Genomic DNA, 17,597 nt, shown 5'->3' with positions numbered 1-17,597 from the left:
ATCGCCGCCGTCAGGGACGTCTTGCCGTGGTCAACGTGACCAATCGTCCCGATGTTCACATGCGGCTTCGTGCGCTCAAATTTACCTTTGGCCATGTGAAAGCTCCGTTGTCTCTTGCCCGCTCAAGGCACTGGGTCTGGTATCGCCCGCGATCCCGCGGATCAGGCGAACTTCTTCTGGATTTCCTGCGCAACCGCCGTCGGCACCGGTTCGTAGTGGTCGAACTGCATCGTGTACTGGGCGCGGCCCTGCGACATCGACCGCAGATTGTCGACGTACTTGAACATGTTGGCGAGCGGCACCATCGCGTTGATCACGGTGGCGATGCCGCGCGGCTCGGTGCCCTGGATCTGGCCGCGCCGCGAATTCAGGTCGCCGATCACGTCGCCGACATACTCCTCCGGCGTGACGACCTCGACCTTCATCACCGGCTCGAGAAGCTGCGCCCCGGCCTTCTGCGCCCCCTCGCGGAACGCCGCACGCGAGGCGATCTCGAAGGCGAGCACGCTGGAATCGACGTCGTGGAAGGCGCCGTCGATCAGCGTCGCCTTGACGCCGAGCATCGGGAAGCCGGCCACCGGACCCGACGACAGCACGCTCTCGATGCCCTTCTGGACGCCCGGCACGTACTCCTTCGGCACCGAGCCGCCGACGATCTTGGACTCGAACACGAAGTCCTCGCCCTCGGGGTTCGGCTCGAAGACGAGCTTGACGCGGGCGAACTGGCCCGAACCGCCGGTCTGCTTCTTGTGCGTGTAGTCGACCTCGGCCGCCCGCGTGATCGTCTCGCGGTAGGCGACCTGCGGCGCGCCGACATTGGCCTCGACCTTGAACTCGCGCTTCATGCGGTCGACGATGATGTCGAGATGCAACTCGCCCATGCCGGCGATGATCGTCTGGCCGGACTCCTCGTCGGTGCGCACGCGGAAGGACGGATCCTCCGCCGCCAGCCGGTTGAGCGCCAGGCCCATCTTCTCCTGGTCGCTCTTGGTCTTCGGCTCGATGGCGATCTGGATCACCGGATCGGGGAACTCCATGCGCTCCAGGATGACCGGCTTGAGCGGATCGCACAGCGTGTCGCCGGTCGTCGTCTCCTTGAGGCCGGCCAGCGCGACGATGTCGCCGGCGAACGCCTCCTCGATGTCGGAGCGCGAGTTGGAGTGCATCTGCAGCATGCGGCCGATGCGCTCGCGCTTGTCCTTCACCGTGTTGGCGAGCGACGAGCCCTTGTTGAGGACGCCCGAATAGATGCGGCAGAAGGTCAGCGAGCCGACGAACGGGTCGTTCATGATCTTGAAGGCGAGCATCGACAGCGGCTCGTCGTCGGACGACTTGCGCGTGATCTCCGATTCCGTCTTGGGATCGATGCCCTTGATCGGCGGCACCTCGACCGGCGACGGCAGGAAGTCGACCACCGCGTCGAGCAGCGGCTGCACGCCCTTGTTCTTGAAGGCCGACCCGCAGAACATCGGGAAGAACTTGACGTCGACGGTGCCCTTGCGGATCAGCTTGCGCAGCTCGTCGTTCGACGGCACGTTGCCCTCGAGATAGCCCTCGAGCGCCGCCTCGTCCATCTCGACGGCCGCCTCGATCAGCTTCTCGCGGTACTCCTCGGCCTGCGCCTGCATGTCCTCGGGAATGTCGACGATGTCCCACTGGGCGCCGAGATTGTCGGAGCGCCAGACGAGCGCATTCATCTCGATCAGATCGATGACGCCGACGAAGTCGCTCTCCGCGCCGATCGGCAGCTGCATGACGACCGGGGTCGCGCCGAGCCGCGTCTTGACCATCTCGGCCGAGCGGTAGAAGTCGGCGCCGATCTTGTCCATCTTGTTGCAGAAGATCAGCCGCGGCACGTGGTACTTGTCGGCCTGGCGCCACACCGTCTCGGTCTGCGGCTCCACGCCGGCATTGGCGTCGAGTAGCGTGATGGCGCCGTCGAGCACGCGCAGCGAGCGCTCGACCTCGATGGTGAAGTCGACGTGGCCGGGCGTGTCGATGATGTTGAAGCGGCGCTTCTTGCCGTCGCGACCTTCCCAGAAGGTGGTCGTGGCGGCCGAGGTGATGGTGATGCCCCGCTCCTGCTCCTGCTCCATCCAGTCCATGGTCGCGGCGCCGTCGTGGACTTCGCCGATCTTGTGCGACTTGCCGGTGTAGAACAGCACGCGCTCGGTCGTGGTGGTCTTGCCGGCGTCGATGTGCGCCATGATACCGAAATTGCGGTAGTCTTCGATCTTGTAGTCGCGGGCCATCGCTGTAACCTCTTCGAACCTGTCCCGCTCTTACCAGCGGTAGTGCGAGAACGCGCGGTTGGCCTCGGCCATCTTGTGCGTGTCTTCGCGTTTCTTGACGGCGGTGCCGCGGTTGTTCGCCGCATCCATCAGCTCACCCGACAGCCGGTCGACCATCGTCGTCTCGTTGCGGTTGCGCGCCGCGGTGATCAGCCAGCGGATGGCGAGCGCCTGGCGGCGCTCCGGGCGCACGTCGACCGGCACCTGGTAGGTGGCGCCGCCGACGCGCCGCGAACGCACCTCGACATGCGGCGAGACGTTGTCCAGCGCCTGATGGAAGACGGCCACCGGCTCCTGCTTGGTGCGGTCCTGCACCTGGTCGAGCGCGCCGTAGACGATACGCTCGGCGACCGACTTCTTGCCGTCGAACATGACGGCGTTCATGAACTTGGTGATCACCACGTCGCCGAACTTCGGGTCCGGGTTGATCTCACGCTTTTCTGCACGGTGGCGTCGGGACATGTCTTTCCGTCTCTTCCATGAGGGCCCGGCGCAAACGAAACGCGCCGAAGCCGGAAACCCCTACTTCGGACGCTTGGCGCCGTATTTGGAGCGGCGCTGCTTGCGGTTCTTCACGCCCTGCGTGTCGAGCACGCCGCGGATGATGTGATAGCGCACGCCGGGCAGGTCCTTGACGCGACCGCCGCGGATCATCACCACGGAGTGCTCCTGAAGGTTGTGCCCTTCGCCCGGGATGTAGCCGATCACCTCGAAGCCGTTGGTCAGCCGGATCTTGGCGACCTTGCGCAGCGCCGAGTTCGGCTTCTTCGGCGTCGTCGTGTAGACGCGCGTGCACACGCCCCGCTTCTGCGGGTTGGCCTGCATGGCCGGCACCTTGTTGCGCTTGACCGGTGCCTTGCGCGGCTTGTTGATCAGCTGGTTGACGGTCGGCATCAAACCTTCCTTTGCTACTCGTTCGGTGTCCAGGCCAAGGGCCGGCTCGTGGCGCCGACGCCATTTCCATGCGCAAATCCGGGCACCCAAACCGCCTCCAGCGGTCCTGCCCGAACAAAAGCAGAGGAAGCGGAAGCCGCTTCGTGCATGCCGGCAATGTCGTGTCGCTCGTAAAACGAACCCTGTTTGAGGCCGACCTCCAGCGCGCGACGCACCGAAAAACAAGGCCTCACATCGGCTCAGACGGGGCGGGTCATACGCGCAACCGCCGCAACCGTCAACCCCGAAGCCGCGTTTTGCGGGACCGAACCGGCCCGTGCGCGCCGCGCCGCGGCCGCGCGCAAGGATGTTGCGCCGCAGCGCCCGAAAGCGGAACGGCGTGACGCCGCCCTGGCCTGTCAATGGCGCACGCGCCGTGCCAAGGTCGCGGCGAACAGGAGACCGACCATGACCGATACGCCGAATCGCAGCGTGCCCGGCAACGACAACGAAGAGCGCCCCGTCACCATCGTCACCGGCCGGGTCTGGCGCAGCAAGGGCGGGCCGAGCGAGGGCGTGCACGTGCTCGTGGTCGCCGCCGACGACGACGGCGCGGTGCGCATGGCGCTCGAGGCGCTCGCCCAGGAGGGCTACGCCGAGGCCGAGCTCGACCAGATCGGCGAGCTCGAGGGCGCGCCCGACGAGGAACCCCACCTGTCGGCCTGGCAGGGCGCGCTGGAGGGCGAGGTGGCGATCGTCACCTTCGACGAGCCGTTCTAGAGCCGTTCACGGAATCGCAGAACGGCTCTAACGCATTGTTTTCACGCGTTTGCGAACGGCGAACCGGTGTCCACTTCGCCTGGAAACGCTATAGCGTCTGCGCGCCGGCGGGCGCCGGAGCGCCCGAGACCGGATGCGGCGAGACGACGCGGCGGCTCCGCGCTGCGAAACGACAACGGGCCGCCGGCGCGACGCCGGCGGCCCGTTGTCCATTTGCGCTGCGGCGCGGCTACTCGGCCGGCGATTCCGACATGTCGGTCAGCATCGGGTCGGCCATCTCCGCCTCGGCGGCGCGGCGCCGCTCGTCGAGGATGAGATCGTCGCGCGACGTCGCGATGCGCCGGATCTGGCTCATCGTGCCGCCGGTGCCGGCCGGGATCAGGCGGCCGACGATGACGTTCTCCTTGAGGCCCTGCAGCGTGTCGATCTTGCCGGCCACGGCCGCCTCCGTCAGCACCCGCGTCGTCTCCTGGAAGGAGGCGGCGGAGATGAAGGACGGCGTCTGCAGCGAGGCCTTGGTGATGCCGAGCAGCACCGGCTGACCCTGGGCCGGCTTCTTGCCGTCCTCGACCAGCCGCTCGTTGACCTCGTCGAACTCGACCGAATCGACGTGATCGCCGGGGATGTAGGTCGAGTCGCCCTGCTCGGTGATCTCCACCTTCTGCAGCATCTGCCGGACGATCACCTCGATGTGCTTGTCGTTGATCGACACGCCCTGCAGCCGGTAGACCTCCTGGATCTCGTTGACCAGGTAGGAGGCGAGCGCCTCGACGCCCTTGATCGCCAGGATGTCGTGCGGCGCCGGGTTGCCGTCGAGGATGTAGTCGCCCTTCTCGATGGTGTCGCCGTCCTGCAGGTGGAACGGCTTGCCCTTCGGGATCAGGTACTCGGCCGGCTCGAGCGTCTCGTCATGCGGCTCGATCATGATGCGGCGCTTGTTCTTGTAGTCGCGCCCGAACCGCACGGTGCCGTCGATCTCGGCGATGATCGCGTGGTCCTTCGGCCGCCGCGCCTCGAACAGCTCGGCCACCCGCGGCAGGCCACCGGTGATGTCCTTGGTGCGGGCGCTCTCGGTCGGCACGCGGGCGATCACGTCGCCCGGCTTGACCGTCGCCCCCGGCTCCACCGACAGCACCGCCTGGACCGAGAGCAGGAAGCGCGCCTCGCCGCCCTTGGCCAGCTTGGCGATCTTGCCCTTGGAATCGAGGATGGTGATCGCCGGCTTGAGGTCGCTGCCGCGCGGCGTCGAGCGCCAGTCGATGACCTCGCGCTTGGTGATGCCGGTCGATTCGTCCGTCGTCTCCTGCACCGACAGGCCGTCGACGACGTCCTCGAAGGCGACCGTGCCCTCGACCTCGGTCAGCATCGGCCGGGTGTAGGGATCCCACTCGGCGATGCGCTGGCCGCGCCGCACCTTGTCGCCGTCGTCGACGAAGATGCGCGAGCCGTAGGCGACGCGGTGCGTGGCGCGCTCCTTGCCGGCCTCGTCGAGGATCAGCACCGCCATGTTGCGCCCCATGGCGACCAGGTGGCCGTCGGAGTTGCGCACCACGTTGCGGTTGCGGATCTTCACCGTGCCCTCGTAGGAGGCCTCGAGGAAGGACTGGTCGACGACCTGCGCGGTGCCGCCCATGTGGAAGGTCCGCATGGTGAGCTGCGTTCCCGGCTCGCCGATCGACTGCGCCGCGATGACGCCGACCGCCTCGCCGATGTTGACCGGCGTGCCGCGGGCCAGGTCGCGGCCGTAGCACACCGCGCACACGCCGCTGCGCACGTCGCAGGTCAGCGCCGAGCGGATGCGCACCGCCTGGACGCCGGCCTTCTCGATGGTCTCGACGTCGCGCTCGTCGATCAGCTTGCCGGCCTTGACCAGCACGTCGCCGGATCCCGGATGCACGATGTCCTCGAGCGCGGTGCGGCCGAGCACCCGCTGACCGACCGAGGCGACCACCTGACCGGCGTCGACGATCGGCTGCATGGTCAGGCCGCGATCGGTGCCGCAGTCGTTCGACGTCACGATGCAGTCCTGCGCCACGTCGACCAGACGGCGCGTCAGATAGCCGGAGTTGGCCGTCTTCAGCGCCGTGTCGGCCAGGCCCTTGCGGGCGCCGTGCGTGGAGTTGAAGTATTCGAGGACGGTCAGGCCTTCCTTGAAGTTGGAGATGATCGGCGTCTCGATGATCTCGCCCGACGGCTTGGCCATCAGGCCGCGCATGCCGGCGAGCTGGCGCATCTGGGTCGGCGAGCCGCGCGCGCCGGAATGCGACATCATGTAGATCGAGTTCATCGGCTTCTGGCGGCCGTCCTCGTTGAACTCGACCGCCTTGATGCGGGCCATCATCTCCTCGGCGACCTTCTCCGAGCACTTGGCCCAGGCATCGACCACCTTGTTGTACTTCTCGCCCTGCGTGATCAGGCCGTCATTGTACTGCTGCTCGTACTCCTTGGCGAGCGCCTCGGTCTCGGCCACCAGGTTGTGCTTGGTGTCCGGGATCAGCATGTCGTCCTTGCCGAACGAGATGCCGGCACGGCAGGCATAGCCGAAGCCGAGCGCCATGATGCGGTCGCAGAAGATCACCGTCTCCTTCTGGCCGCAGTGGCGGTAGACCGTGTCGATCATGCGCGAGATGTTCTTCTTGGTCATCTCGGTGTTGCAGGTCTCGAACGGCACGTTGACGTTCTTCGGCAACAGCTCGCCGATGATCATGCGGCCGGGCGTCGTGTCGTAGATGCGCGACACCAGCTCGCCGCTCTCGTCCATGGTCTTGAAGCGGCCCTTGATCTTGGTGTGCAGGGTCACCGTCTTCGATTCCAGCGCGTGGTGCAGCTCGCCCATGTCGGCGAACACCATGCCCTCGCCCGGCTCGTTCTCGTTGACGATCGACAGGTAGTAGAGGCCGAGCACCATGTCCTGGCTGGGCACGATGATCGGCGCGCCCGACGCCGGGTGCAGGATGTTGTTGGTCGACATCATCAGGACGCGCGCCTCGAGCTGCGCCTCGAGCGACAGCGGCACGTGCACGGCCATCTGGTCGCCGTCGAAGTCGGCGTTGAAGGCGGTGCACACCAGCGGGTGGAGCTGGATCGCCTTGCCCTCGATCAGCACCGGCTCGAAGGCCTGGATGCCGAGGCGGTGCAGCGTCGGCGCGCGGTTGAGCAGAACCGGATGCTCGCGGATCACCTCGTCGAGGATGTCCCAGACCTCCGGCTTCTCCTTCTCGACCAGCTTCTTGGCCTGCTTGACCGTCGAGGAGTAGCCCTTGGCATCGAGCCGCGCATAGATGAACGGCTTGAACAGCTCGAGCGCCATCTTCTTGGGCAGGCCGCACTGGTGCAGCTTGAGCTCGGGGCCGGTCACGATCACCGACCGGCCGGAATAGTCGACGCGCTTGCCGAGCAGGTTCTGCCGGAAGCGGCCCTGCTTGCCCTTCAGCATGTCGGACAGCGACTTCAGCGGCCGCTTGTTGGCGCCGGTGATGACGCGGCCGCGGCGGCCGTTGTCGAACAGCGCGTCGACGGCCTCCTGCAGCATGCGCTTCTCGTTGCGGATGATGATGCCCGGCGCGCGCAGCTCGATCAGCCGCTTGAGGCGGTTGTTGCGGTTGATGACGCGGCGGTACAGGTCGTTGAGGTCCGACGTGGCGAAGCGGCCGCCGTCGAGCGGCACCAGCGGACGCAGGTCCGGCGGGATGACGGGGATGATCTTCATCACCATCCACTCCGGCCGGTTGCCCGATTCCAGGAAGTTCTCGACCACCTTGAGCCGCTTGAGCAGCTTCTTCTGCTTCAGGTCCGAGGTCGTCGAGGCGAGCTCGGTGCGCAGGTCGCCGGCGATCTTCTCCAGGTCCATCGCCTCGAGCAGGTGATGGATCGCCTCCGCGCCGATCATGGCGGTGAAGGAATCCTCGCCGAACTCGTCGACCGACAGCATGTACTCCTCTTCCGAAAGGAGCTGGTTCTCCTTCAGCGAGGTCAGGCCGGGCTCGGTGACGATGTAGTTCTCGAAATAAAGGACGCGCTCGATGTCCTTCAGCGTCATGTCGAGCAGCGTGCCGATGCGCGAGGGCAGCGACTTGAGGAACCAGATGTGGGCGACCGGCGCGGCCAGCTCGATGTGGCCCATGCGCTCGCGGCGCACGCGCGACAGCGTCACCTCGACGCCGCACTTCTCGCAGATGACGCCCTTGTACTTCATGCGCTTGTACTTGCCGCACAGGCACTCGTAGTCCTTGATCGGACCGAAGATGCGCGCGCAGAACAGGCCGTCACGCTCCGGCTTGAAGGTGCGGTAGTTGATGGTCTCCGGCTTCTTGATCTCGCCGAACGACCACGACAGGATCTTGTCGGGGCTGGCGAGCGAGATCCGGATCGAATCGAACGTCTGCGCCGGCGCCTGCGGGTTGAACAGGTTCATGACCTCTTGGTTCATGCCGATCTCCTTTTGGGGGCGGCCAACCCCACTTTTCTGAGCGGCCGGGCGGCGGGCGCTCCCGGGCCGGGCGCGGTCGCGGGCCCCGCACGCCAGGGCCGTACCGCATCATGTCTCATCGGCGCGCCGCGGAGCGCATGGCCCCGCGGCGCCGCCATCGTCATTCCGCCGCGTCGGGCAGTCTCTGCAGCGGCTGCTCGAGGCGCGAGCTTTCCAGTTCGACATTGAGGCCGAGCGACCGCATCTCCTTGACGAGCACGTTGAAGCTCTCCGGAATGCCGGCTTCGAACGTGTCGTCGCCGCGCACGATGGCCTCGTAGACCTTGGTGCGGCCGGCGACGTCGTCGGACTTGACGGTCAGCATCTCCTGCAAGGTATAGGCTGCGCCGTAGGCTTCAAGGGCCCACACCTCCATCTCGCCGAAACGCTGGCCGCCGAACTGCGCCTTGCCGCCCAGCGGCTGCTGGGTGACCAGGCTGTAGGGACCGATCGAGCGGGCGTGGATCTTGTCGTCCACCAGGTGGTGCAGCTTCAGCATGTAGATGTAGCCGACCGTGACCTGGCGGTCGAACGGCTCGCCGGTGCGCCCGTCGAACAGCGTCGACTGGCCGCTCGACGACATTCCCGCCATCTCCAGCATCTCGTTGATGTCGGATTCGTGCGCGCCGTCGAACACCGGCGTGGCGATCGACACGCCGCGGCGCATCTGCTCGCCGAGCCGCACGACCGACTCGTCGTCGTACTCGCGCACCGGCTCGTTGCGCTCGTTGGCCGGGATCAGGCTCTCCACCGTCTGGCGCAGCGGCTTGACGTCGCCGCTCTCCTTGTAGGCGTCGATGAGCTCGCCGATCTGCCGCCCCATGCCGGCGCAGGCCCAGCCGAGATGCGTCTCGAGGATCTGGCCGACATTCATGCGGCTCGGCACGCCGAGCGGGTTGAGCACGATGTCGACATGCGTGCCGTCCTCGAGGAACGGCATGTCCTCGATCGGCACGATCTTCGAGACCACGCCCTTGTTGCCGTGCCGGCCGGCCATCTTGTCGCCGGGCTGCATCTTGCGCTTCACCGCGACGAAGACCTTGACCATCTTCATCACGCCGGGCGGCATCTCGTCGCCGCGCTGCACCTTCTCGACCTTGTCCATGAAACGCTGCTCGAGCGCCTTCTTGGACTCGTCGTACTGGACCCGCAGCGATTCCAGCGCGCTCTGCAGCTTCTCGTCGTCGACGGCGAACTGCCACCACTGCGACCGCGGATACTCCTCGATCACCTCGCGGGTGAGCTTGCTGCCCTTCTTGAAGCCCTTCGGCCCGGCGATCGCCTCGGTGCCCTCCAGCATGTCGGCCAGGCGCCCGTAGACGTTGCGGTCGAGGATCGCCTGCTCGTCGTCGCGGTCCTTGGCCAGGCGCTCGATCTCCTCGCGCTCGATGGCCATGGCGCGCTCGTCCTTCTCGACGCCGTGCCGGTTGAACACGCGCACCTCGACCACGGTGCCGTAGGCGCCGGGCGGCATGCGCATGGAGGTGTCGCGCACGTCGGAGGCCTTCTCGCCGAAGATGGCGCGCAGGAGCTTCTCCTCCGGCGTCATCGGGCTCTCGCCCTTCGGCGTGATCTTGCCGACCAGGATGTCGCCCGGCTGCACCTCGGCGCCGATATAGGTGATGCCCGCCTCGTCGAGGTTCTTCAGCGCCTCCTCCGACACGTTCGGAATGTCGCGCGTGATCTCCTCCGGCCCGAGCTTGGTGTCGCGGGCCATCACCTCGAACTCCTCGATGTGGATCGAGGTGAACACGTCGTCGCGCACGATGCGCTCCGACAGCAGGATGGAGTCCTCGTAGTTGTAGCCGTTCCACGGCATGAAGGCGACGAGCACGTTGCGCCCCAGCGCCAGGTCGCCGAGATCGGTCGACGGGCCGTCGGCGATGATGTCGCCCTTGTTGACCACGTCGCCGACCCGCACCAGCGGGCGCTGGTTGATGCTGGTGTTCTGGTTCGAGCGCTGGAACTTCATCAGCCGGTAGATGTCGACGCCCGACTGCGAGGCGTCGACCTCCTCGGTCGCGCGCACGACGATACGCGTGGCGTCGACCTGGTCGACGACGCCGGTGCGCCGGGCGGCGATCGCCGCGCCGGAATCGCGCGCCACCACCGGCTCCATGCCGGTGCCGACGAACGGCGCCTCGGCGCGCACCAGCGGCACGGCCTGACGCTGCATGTTGGAGCCCATCAGCGCGCGGTTGGCGTCGTCGTTCTCAAGGAACGGGATGAGCGCCGCGGCGACCGAGACGAGCTGCTTCGGCGACACGTCCATCAGGTCGACGTTCTCGCGCGGCGCCATCATCACCTCGCCGGCGTGACGGCACACGACGAACTCGTCGGCGAAGCCGCCGTTGTCGTCGAGCTGGGCGTTGGCCTGCGCCACGTAGTGCTTGGCCTCCTCCATCGCCGACAGATAGACGACCTCCTCGCTGACCTTGTTGTCGACCACCTTGCGGTACGGCGTCTCGATGAAGCCGTACTTGTTGACCCGCGCGAAGGTGGCGAGCGAGTTGATGAGACCGATGTTCGGGCCTTCCGGCGTCTCGATCGGGCAGATGCGGCCGTAGTGCGTCGGGTGCACGTCGCGCACCTCGAAGCCCGCCCGCTCGCGCGTCAGACCGCCCGGGCCGAGCGCCGACAGGCGCCGCTTGTGAGTGATCTCCGACAGCGGGTTGGTCTGGTCCATGAACTGCGACAGCTGCGAGGAGCCGAAGAACTCGCGCACGGCGGCGGCCGCCGGCTTGGCGTTGATCAGGTCCTGCGGCATCACGGTGTCGATCTCGATCGACGACATGCGCTCCTTGATGGCGCGCTCCATGCGCAGCAGGCCCAGCCGGTACTGGTTCTCCATCAGCTCGCCGACCGAGCGCACGCGCCGGTTGCCGAGATTGTCGATGTCGTCGATCTCGCCCTTGCCGTCGCGCAGCTCGACCAGCGTGCGGACCACCGCGAGGATGTCCTCCTTGCGCAGCACGCGCACGCTGTCGGGGCAGTCGAGCTCGAGCCGCATGTTCATCTTCACGCGGCCGACGGCCGACAGGTCGTAGCGCTCGGCGTCGAAGAACAGCGAGTGGAACATCGCCTCGCCGGTCTCCAGCGTCGGTGGCTCGCCCGGCCGCATCACGCGGTAGATGTCGAACAGCGCGTCCTGCCGCGTCTCGTTCTTGTCGACGGCCAGCGTGTTGCGGATGTAGCCGCCGACATTGACGTGGTCGATGTCGAGGAAGGCCACCTCGTCGGCGCCCGTCTCGAGCAGCACCTTGAGCGTCTTGTCGTCGATCTCGTCGCCGGCCTCGAGGTAGATCTCGCCGGTCTGCGGGTTGACCATGTCCTCGGCCAGGTAGTTGCCGAGCAGGTCGTCCTCGGTCGCCTTGATCGCCTTCAGCCCCTTCTCGGCGAGCTGGCGGGCCTGCCGCGCGGTGATCTTGCGGCCGGCCTCGACCACGACCTCGCCGGTGTCGGCGTCGATCATGTCGGTGACCGCCTTGGTGCCGCGGAAGCGCTCCGGCGCATAGGGGATGCGCCAGTTGTCGCCGTCACGCACATAGACGTGCTTGTCGTAGAAGGTCGACAGGATCTCCTCGGCGTCCATGCCGAGCGCCAGCAGCAGCGAGGTCACCGGGATCTTGCGGCGCCGGTCGATGCGCGCGTGCACGATGTCCTTGGAATCGAACTCGATGTCGAGCCACGAGCCGCGATAGGGGATGACGCGCGCGGCGAACAGGAGCTTGCCCGACGAATGCGACTTGCCCTTGTCGTGGTCGAAGAAGACGCCCGGCGAGCGGTGCATCTGCGAGACGATGACGCGCTCGGTGCCGTTGATGATGAAGGTGCCGTTCGACGTCATGAGCGGCATGTCGCCCATGTAGACGTCCTGCTCCTTGATGTCCTTGATCGACTTGGCACCGGTGTCCTCGTCGACGTCGAACACGATCAGCCGCAGCGTCACCTTGAGCGGAGCGGCATAGGTGAGATCGCGCTGGCGACACTCGTCGACGTCGAACTTCGGCGCCTCGAACTCGTAGTCGACGAATTCGAGCATCGCCGTGCCGGCGAAGTCGGAGATCGGGAACACCGACTTGAAAACCGCCTGCAGCCCCTCGTCGGGGCGCCCGCCCTCGGGCTCCTCGACCATCAGGAACTGGTCATAGGATGCCTTCTGAACCTCGATGAGGTTCGGCATCTCCGCAACTTCCGGGATCTTACCGAAGAACTTGCGTACGCGCCTGCGACCGTTGAAAGTCTGGGTCTGGGCCATCGTCGCTCCTTGCTGCCTCAATCGGCTTGCCTGCCGCCTTGCACCCGCCGGCCACCTCCGGCGGTCATCTCAAACGGGCAAGAACCCGTTTCCTGAAAGCCGCTTTCGGCCCTCAGGAAATAGGTTCCCCGCAACACGTCCCCCGCGCGCGACGCGCCGCGGGCGACGCCGTGTCGCCCGCGGAACGCCAGCTTGCGCTACTTCAGCTCGACCTTGGCGCCAGCGCCCTCGAGCTGCGCCTTGATCTTCTCGGCGTCCTCCTTGGAGGCGGCTTCCTTGACCGGCTTCGGCGCCGACTCGACCAGGTCCTTGGCCTCCTTGAGGCCGAGCCCGGTGATCGCGCGCACTTCCTTGATCACGTTGATCTTCTGCGCACCGGCGTCGGTCAGGACGACGTCGAACTCGGTCTTCTCCTCGGCCGCCTCGGCCGGAGCCGCGGCACCGCCGCCGGCCGCCACGGCCACCGGCGCGGCCGCCGAGACGCCCCACTTCTCTTCGAGCATCTTCGACAGCTCGGCCGCCTCGAGGACGGTCAGGCTCGACAGGTCTTCAACGATCTTGGCAAGATCAGCCATTGGTCATTTTCCTTTGCAAAAAGTTCGAACTGGTGCTGGTGGCAGCGAGGAACAGCCTCAGGCCGCCTCGTCCTTCTGGGCGTAGGCGTTGAACACGCGGGCGAGCTGGCCCGCCGGCGCGTTCACCACCTGCGCGATCCTGGTTGCCGGCGTCGAGATCATGCCGACAAGCCTGGCCCGGAGCTCGTCGAGCGACGGCAGCGCGGCAAGCGCCTTGACACCGTCGGCGTCGAGCTCGGTGGTCCCCATCGAGCCGCCAAGGATGACCAGATTGTCATTGGCCTTGGCGAATTCGCTGGCGACCTTCGGAGCCACGATCGGATCGTCCGAATAGGCGATCAGCGTCTGTCCCTGGAACAGCGCGTTGATCCCTTCGGGCGGGGTCCCCTGAAGAGCGATCTTGGCGAGACGGTTCTTCGCGACCTTGACGGTGCCCCCCGCAGCGCGCATCCTCGACCTGAGGTCGTTCATTTGCGCCACGGTGAGACCGGCGTAGTGGGCCACGACAACCGACCCGGTGCTGTTGAACACCTGGTTGAGATGCGTGACGAATTCGCGTTTCTCCGCTCTGTCCACTGCCTATCTCCAGTTGGCGGAGACCTCGCAGGCGAGATCACCGCCGGTTGCCTTTTGCCGCCGGATCGTCCGGTGAAGGACCACCCGAGCGACGCTCGAGGATCCTGCCCCCTTCCGCCTTGGCCGCAGCGCGGCCGATCGGCAAAAGGCAAACGCGGTTCGAACCTTTCCCTGGAGCGTTGCCGCTCCACTGTCCGGTCTGACCCGTCTCATGCAGGCTCGCGAGCGAATTAAGGCGAACCGCCTGCAGTCTCGGACAGGATGTGCCGGCAGGTTTCCCGGCCGGCCACCGGGCCCGGAGGCCCGGAATTCGGTTGTCGCGGCAGCGCCCGAGGCGCCGCCGCAGCGGCCGCCTCAGGCGGCCGACAGGGTCGACGGGTCGATCTTGATGCCCGGCCCCATGGTCGAGGTCAGCGCCACGCGCTGGACGTAGTTGCCCTTGGCGCCCGACGGCTTGGCCTTGATCACCGCATCGGCGAAGGCGCGCACGTTCTCCTCGATCGCCTGGGCGTCGAACGAGGCCTTGCCGACGCCGGCATGCACGATGCCCGCCTTCTCGACGCGGAACTCGACCGCGCCGCCCTTCGACGCCTTGACGGCGGCCGCCACGTCCGGCGTCACCGTACCGACCTTCGGGTTCGGCATCAGGCCGCGCGGGCCGAGGATCTTGCCGAGCCGGCCGACCAGCGGCATCATGTCGGGCGTCGCCACGCAGCGGTCGAAGTTGATCTCGCCCTTCTGCACGGTCTCCACCAGGTCCTCCGCGCCGACGATGTCGGCGCCGGCCGCCTTCGCCTCGTCCGCCTTGTCGCCCTTGGCGAACACGGCGACGCGCACCTCACGGCCGGTGCCGTTCGGCAGGTTGGCCACGCCGCGCACCATCTGGTCGGCATGGCGCGGATCGACGCCGAGATTCATCGCCACCTCGATGGTCTCGTCGAACTTGGCGACGGCCCGCTCCTTCAGCATCGCGATCGCCTCGGCGAGCGTGTACTGCTTGTTGCGGTCGATGCCCTCGCGCGTCTTGGCCACGCGCTTTGCCAGTTTTGTCGCCATCGTCTCAGCCCACCACTTCCAGGCCCATCGAGCGGGCCGAGCCTTCGACCATGCGCATCGCGGCATCGACGTCGTAGGCGTTGAGGTCCTTCATCTTGGCTTCGGCGATCTCGCGCAGCTTGTCGCGCGAGATCTGGCCGGCCGCCTGCTTGCCGGGCTCCTTGGAGCCGGATTTCAGGTTGGCCGCCTTCTTCAGGAAGTAGCTCACCGGCGGCGTCTTCATGGTGAAGGTGAAGGACTTGTCCTGGTAGTAGGTGATCACCACCGGGATCGGCTGCCCCTTCTCCATCTCCTGGGTCTGCGCGTTGAACGCCTTGCAGAACTCCATGATGTTGATGCCACGCTGACCAAGCGCAGGACCGATCGGCGGGGACGGCGTCGCCGAACCCGCGGGGACCTGCAGCTTGAGCTGGCCTGCGACCTTCTTAGCCATTCTCGTCTGCCCTGTTCGTCGAGCCGGGCGGCGCCCGGCGGTTGCAGTGTGGTGGTGCGGAGCCCTGCGGCCGGCCAAGCCGCCGCTCCTCCCACCGGTTTCGCCACGGCCGCAGCCGGGCGGCGGTCAGCCCTTCTCGACCTGACCGAATTCCAGATCCACCGGCACGGCGCGGCCGAAGATCGACACCTCGACCTTGAGCCGCGAGCGCTCCTCGTCGACCTCCTGCACGGAGCCGTTGAAGGAGGCGAAGGGGCCGTCCGACACGCGCACCTGCTCGCCGATCTCGAAGGTGACCGACGGCTTCGGCCGGGCGACGCCCTCCTGCACCTGCGTGAGGATGCGCTCGGCCTCCGAATCGGTGATCGGCACCGGCTTGGCGTCGCCGAGGAAGCCGGTCACCTTCGGCGTGTTCTTGATCAGGCTGAACACCGCGTCGGTCAGCTCCGCGCGCACCAGGACGTAGCCGGGGAAGAACTTGCGCTCGGCGTCGACCTTGCGGCCGCGGCGCACCTCGACGACCTTCTCGGTCGGCACGACGACCTGCTCGATGCGCTCGCTCAGCCCCTTCTGCTTGGCCTGCTCCAGGATCGAGTCGGCGACCTTCTTCTCGAAATTCGAATAGGCGTGGACGATGTACCAGCGGGCAGTCATGTCAGCGTGTCTCCTTCCGTCGCCGGCTTATCGGCCGATGCCGAGGATCAGCTCGACCGCCCAGGAGATCACCTGGTCCGCGAGGAAGAAGAAGATCGCCGCAAGAAACGCGAACGCCAGCACCATGATCGTCGAGATCACCGTCTCGCGGCGCGAGGGCCAGGTGACCTTGGCCGTTTCGGAACGCACCTGCTGGAGAAAGGTGAAGGGATTGGTGGTCTTCGACGCCATCTGCCGCTCTTCTTGCCGCTCTTGTTGCTGGAGGCTCCGGCGCGGGGCCGGAGTTCCGTTCTGGTCCCGAGGGCCGGGAAACCGACACGCCCGCCGAAACGGGCACCCGCGCGAATCGCCGTTCGCTCATCCGCCCACGCGACAAAGGCGCGTAAAGCCGGTCTCCCAGCTCCACGCACCGCGTATCCGTCGGCGCTACATAAAGACCTTCTCGCCCGCTTGCAAGGGGCTTGTGGCCGTCCGCCGGCCCGAGCCGGCATGCGCCGCGCCGGCCGCGCGCCGACACGCGGCAGGGCTGGCAGGGGCAGAGGGGCTCGAACCCCCGACCTGCGGTTTTGGAGACCGCCGCTCTACCAACTGAGCTATACCCCTAGAGCCGGTTCCGGCGGACACCCGTTCCGCACGGCGCCAGCCTTTTAGTCCGTCTTGCGCACCGCTTCAAGCGCCATCATGCGCCATCATGCGCCGCGCAGCCGCCACCAGGCGCGGGCGGCATGCCAGGCGCCGCGCGGATACATCGCGAGCCGCACCGGGTAGGACTTCAGCCGCGCGGGAAACCGCGTGCGCGGCATCTTGGCGCGGCCGATGCCGGAGCCCACGATGGTGCTCGCCACCTCGGTGTCCTGCAGCACGAGCTGCGGCGTCACCGTGTAGATCGCCATGCCGTAGAGCCAGGCCCAGTAGCGCCAGCTGTCGAACATGAAGCCGAGCCGGCGCTGCGGCGGCCAGCGATGCCGGTGGCGCAGGATGCGCCGGTTCACCAGATAGCCGGCGGCGATGTAGTTCGGCCGCCACTGCCGCTCGACCGTCACCGGCCCCGCCTGCCGGCGCCAGTAGGGCCGCCAGCCGCGGCTCGACAGCAGCGCCAGCTCCCAGTCGTCGGGCAGCGCCTCGAGCACCGCGGAAAGCGCGCCGAAATGCGGCGACGGCGCGGCGTCGTCCTCGAGCACCAGATAGGTGTCGGTGTCGGCGTCGGCCAGCGTCTCCCACAGCGCGAAGTGGCTGAGCGCGCAGCCCACCTCGCCCGGCAGGGCGCGGCGGTACATGAAGGCCTCGAACCGGTTCTGGTCGACGAGCCGCGCCATGCCTTCGGGATCGGCGGCCGCGTCGATGCCGGCGAAGCGCTCGAGCGCCAGGCCGGTCGGCGCGAAGCGCGCGCGGGTCACCGCCAGGCGCTCGGGCGAGCGGTCGAGATTGATGACATAGGCGCGCGGCAGGGACGCCATCGGCTTCGCGCTCCGGGTCGCCCGGCCCGGCCGCGGGCGCGGCCGGCGAAAGCGGCCGGGGCGCGCCTGGCGCGCCCCGGCTGCCCGTCTTACTCGGTGATGGAGGCGACGATGCCGGCGCCGACGGTGCGGCCGCCCTCGCGGATGGCGAAGCGCAGCTTCTCCTCCATGGCGAT

Annotated in this window: 14 protein-coding genes, 1 tRNA gene and 1 pseudogene; 1 reads left to right on the top strand and 15 read right to left on the bottom strand. The window is 67.1% G+C overall.

What is annotated here, in order from left to right; all coding sequences use genetic code 11:
• From N1F89_RS17865 to rpsL, 4 genes are all read right to left on the bottom strand, one after another.
• The coding region (locus tag N1F89_RS17865; protein WP_032936484.1) for a GTP-binding protein at window positions 1-95 on the bottom strand (95 nt) is incomplete at its 3' end.
• 66 nt (window positions 96-161) lie between these two features.
• Window positions 162-2,252, bottom strand: coding sequence for an elongation factor G (gene fusA / locus N1F89_RS17860; protein WP_290085766.1), 2,091 nt, complete (start codon window positions 2,250-2,252; stop codon window positions 162-164).
• Window positions 2,253-2,282: 30 nt separating this feature from the next.
• The gene (gene rpsG / locus N1F89_RS17855) at window positions 2,283-2,753 is read right to left on the bottom strand and encodes a 30S ribosomal protein S7 (protein ID WP_290085765.1); all 471 of its coding nucleotides are present in this window, start codon (window positions 2,751-2,753) and stop codon (window positions 2,283-2,285) included.
• Window positions 2,754-2,813: 60 nt separating this feature from the next.
• Window positions 2,814-3,185, bottom strand: a complete 372-nt coding sequence (gene rpsL / locus N1F89_RS17850; protein ID WP_290085764.1) for a 30S ribosomal protein S12 — start codon at window positions 3,183-3,185, stop codon at window positions 2,814-2,816.
• A gap of 447 nt (window positions 3,186-3,632) precedes the next feature.
• Between rpsL and N1F89_RS17845 the strand changes: the two genes are divergently transcribed.
• Window positions 3,633-3,944 carry a transcriptional regulator gene (locus tag N1F89_RS17845; protein WP_290085757.1) on the top strand — a complete coding sequence of 104 codons (312 nt, stop codon included), beginning with the start codon at window positions 3,633-3,635 and terminating at the stop codon, window positions 3,942-3,944.
• Window positions 3,945-4,173: 229 nt separating this feature from the next.
• On the opposite strand, the gene rpoC is transcribed toward N1F89_RS17845, so the two are convergent.
• From rpoC to N1F89_RS17790, 11 genes and pseudogenes are all read right to left on the bottom strand, one after another.
• Window positions 4,174-8,373 carry a DNA-directed RNA polymerase subunit beta' gene (gene rpoC / locus N1F89_RS17840; RefSeq protein WP_290085756.1) on the bottom strand — a complete coding sequence of 1,400 codons (4,200 nt, stop codon included), beginning with the start codon at window positions 8,371-8,373 and terminating at the stop codon, window positions 4,174-4,176.
• Between the two features lie 160 nt (window positions 8,374-8,533).
• Window positions 8,534-12,670 carry a DNA-directed RNA polymerase subunit beta gene (rpoB, locus tag N1F89_RS17835; RefSeq protein ID WP_290085755.1) on the bottom strand — a complete coding sequence of 1,379 codons (4,137 nt, stop codon included), beginning with the start codon at window positions 12,668-12,670 and terminating at the stop codon, window positions 8,534-8,536.
• 197 nt (window positions 12,671-12,867) lie between these two features.
• Window positions 12,868-13,245: a 50S ribosomal protein L7/L12 gene (gene rplL, locus N1F89_RS17830; protein WP_290085754.1), complete on the bottom strand. Its 378-nt coding sequence runs from the start codon at window positions 13,243-13,245 to the stop codon at window positions 12,868-12,870.
• 57 nt (window positions 13,246-13,302) lie between these two features.
• Window positions 13,303-13,821, bottom strand: a complete 519-nt coding sequence (gene rplJ / locus N1F89_RS17825; RefSeq protein ID WP_290085752.1) for a 50S ribosomal protein L10 — start codon at window positions 13,819-13,821, stop codon at window positions 13,303-13,305.
• Between the two features lie 354 nt (window positions 13,822-14,175).
• A complete protein-coding gene (gene rplA / locus N1F89_RS17820; RefSeq protein ID WP_290085750.1) occupies window positions 14,176-14,877 on the bottom strand; it encodes a 50S ribosomal protein L1 in 702 nt (233 codons plus the stop codon).
• Between the two features lie 4 nt (window positions 14,878-14,881).
• Complete coding sequence (gene rplK / locus N1F89_RS17815; RefSeq protein WP_290085749.1) at window positions 14,882-15,310, bottom strand: 50S ribosomal protein L11; 429 nt, start codon at window positions 15,308-15,310, stop codon at window positions 14,882-14,884.
• A gap of 126 nt (window positions 15,311-15,436) precedes the next feature.
• Window positions 15,437-15,964, bottom strand: coding sequence for a transcription termination/antitermination protein NusG (nusG, locus tag N1F89_RS17810; RefSeq protein WP_290085748.1), 528 nt, complete (start codon window positions 15,962-15,964; stop codon window positions 15,437-15,439).
• Window positions 15,965-15,991: 27 nt separating this feature from the next.
• Window positions 15,992-16,195 (bottom strand): preprotein translocase subunit SecE, encoded by a 204-nt coding sequence (gene secE, locus N1F89_RS17805; protein WP_290085747.1) that lies wholly within the window; start codon window positions 16,193-16,195, stop codon window positions 15,992-15,994.
• A 296-nt stretch (window positions 16,196-16,491) separates the two neighbouring features.
• A tRNA-Trp gene (locus N1F89_RS17800) sits at window positions 16,492-16,567 on the bottom strand.
• An 86-nt stretch (window positions 16,568-16,653) separates the two neighbouring features.
• Window positions 16,654-17,421, bottom strand: a complete 768-nt coding sequence (locus N1F89_RS17795; RefSeq protein ID WP_290085746.1) for a glycosyltransferase family 25 protein — start codon at window positions 17,419-17,421, stop codon at window positions 16,654-16,656.
• Between the two features lie 89 nt (window positions 17,422-17,510).
• Window positions 17,511-17,597 (bottom strand): annotated as a pseudogene (locus tag N1F89_RS17790) (elongation factor Tu); the annotation flags it as partial.

Source organism: Aquibium sp. A9E412 (assembly GCF_030398335.1).
Lineage (GTDB): Bacteria > Pseudomonadota > Alphaproteobacteria > Rhizobiales > Rhizobiaceae > A9E412.
The sequence above is the reverse complement of the archived record's forward strand: the minus strand, read 5'-3'. Positions and strand labels throughout refer to the sequence as shown.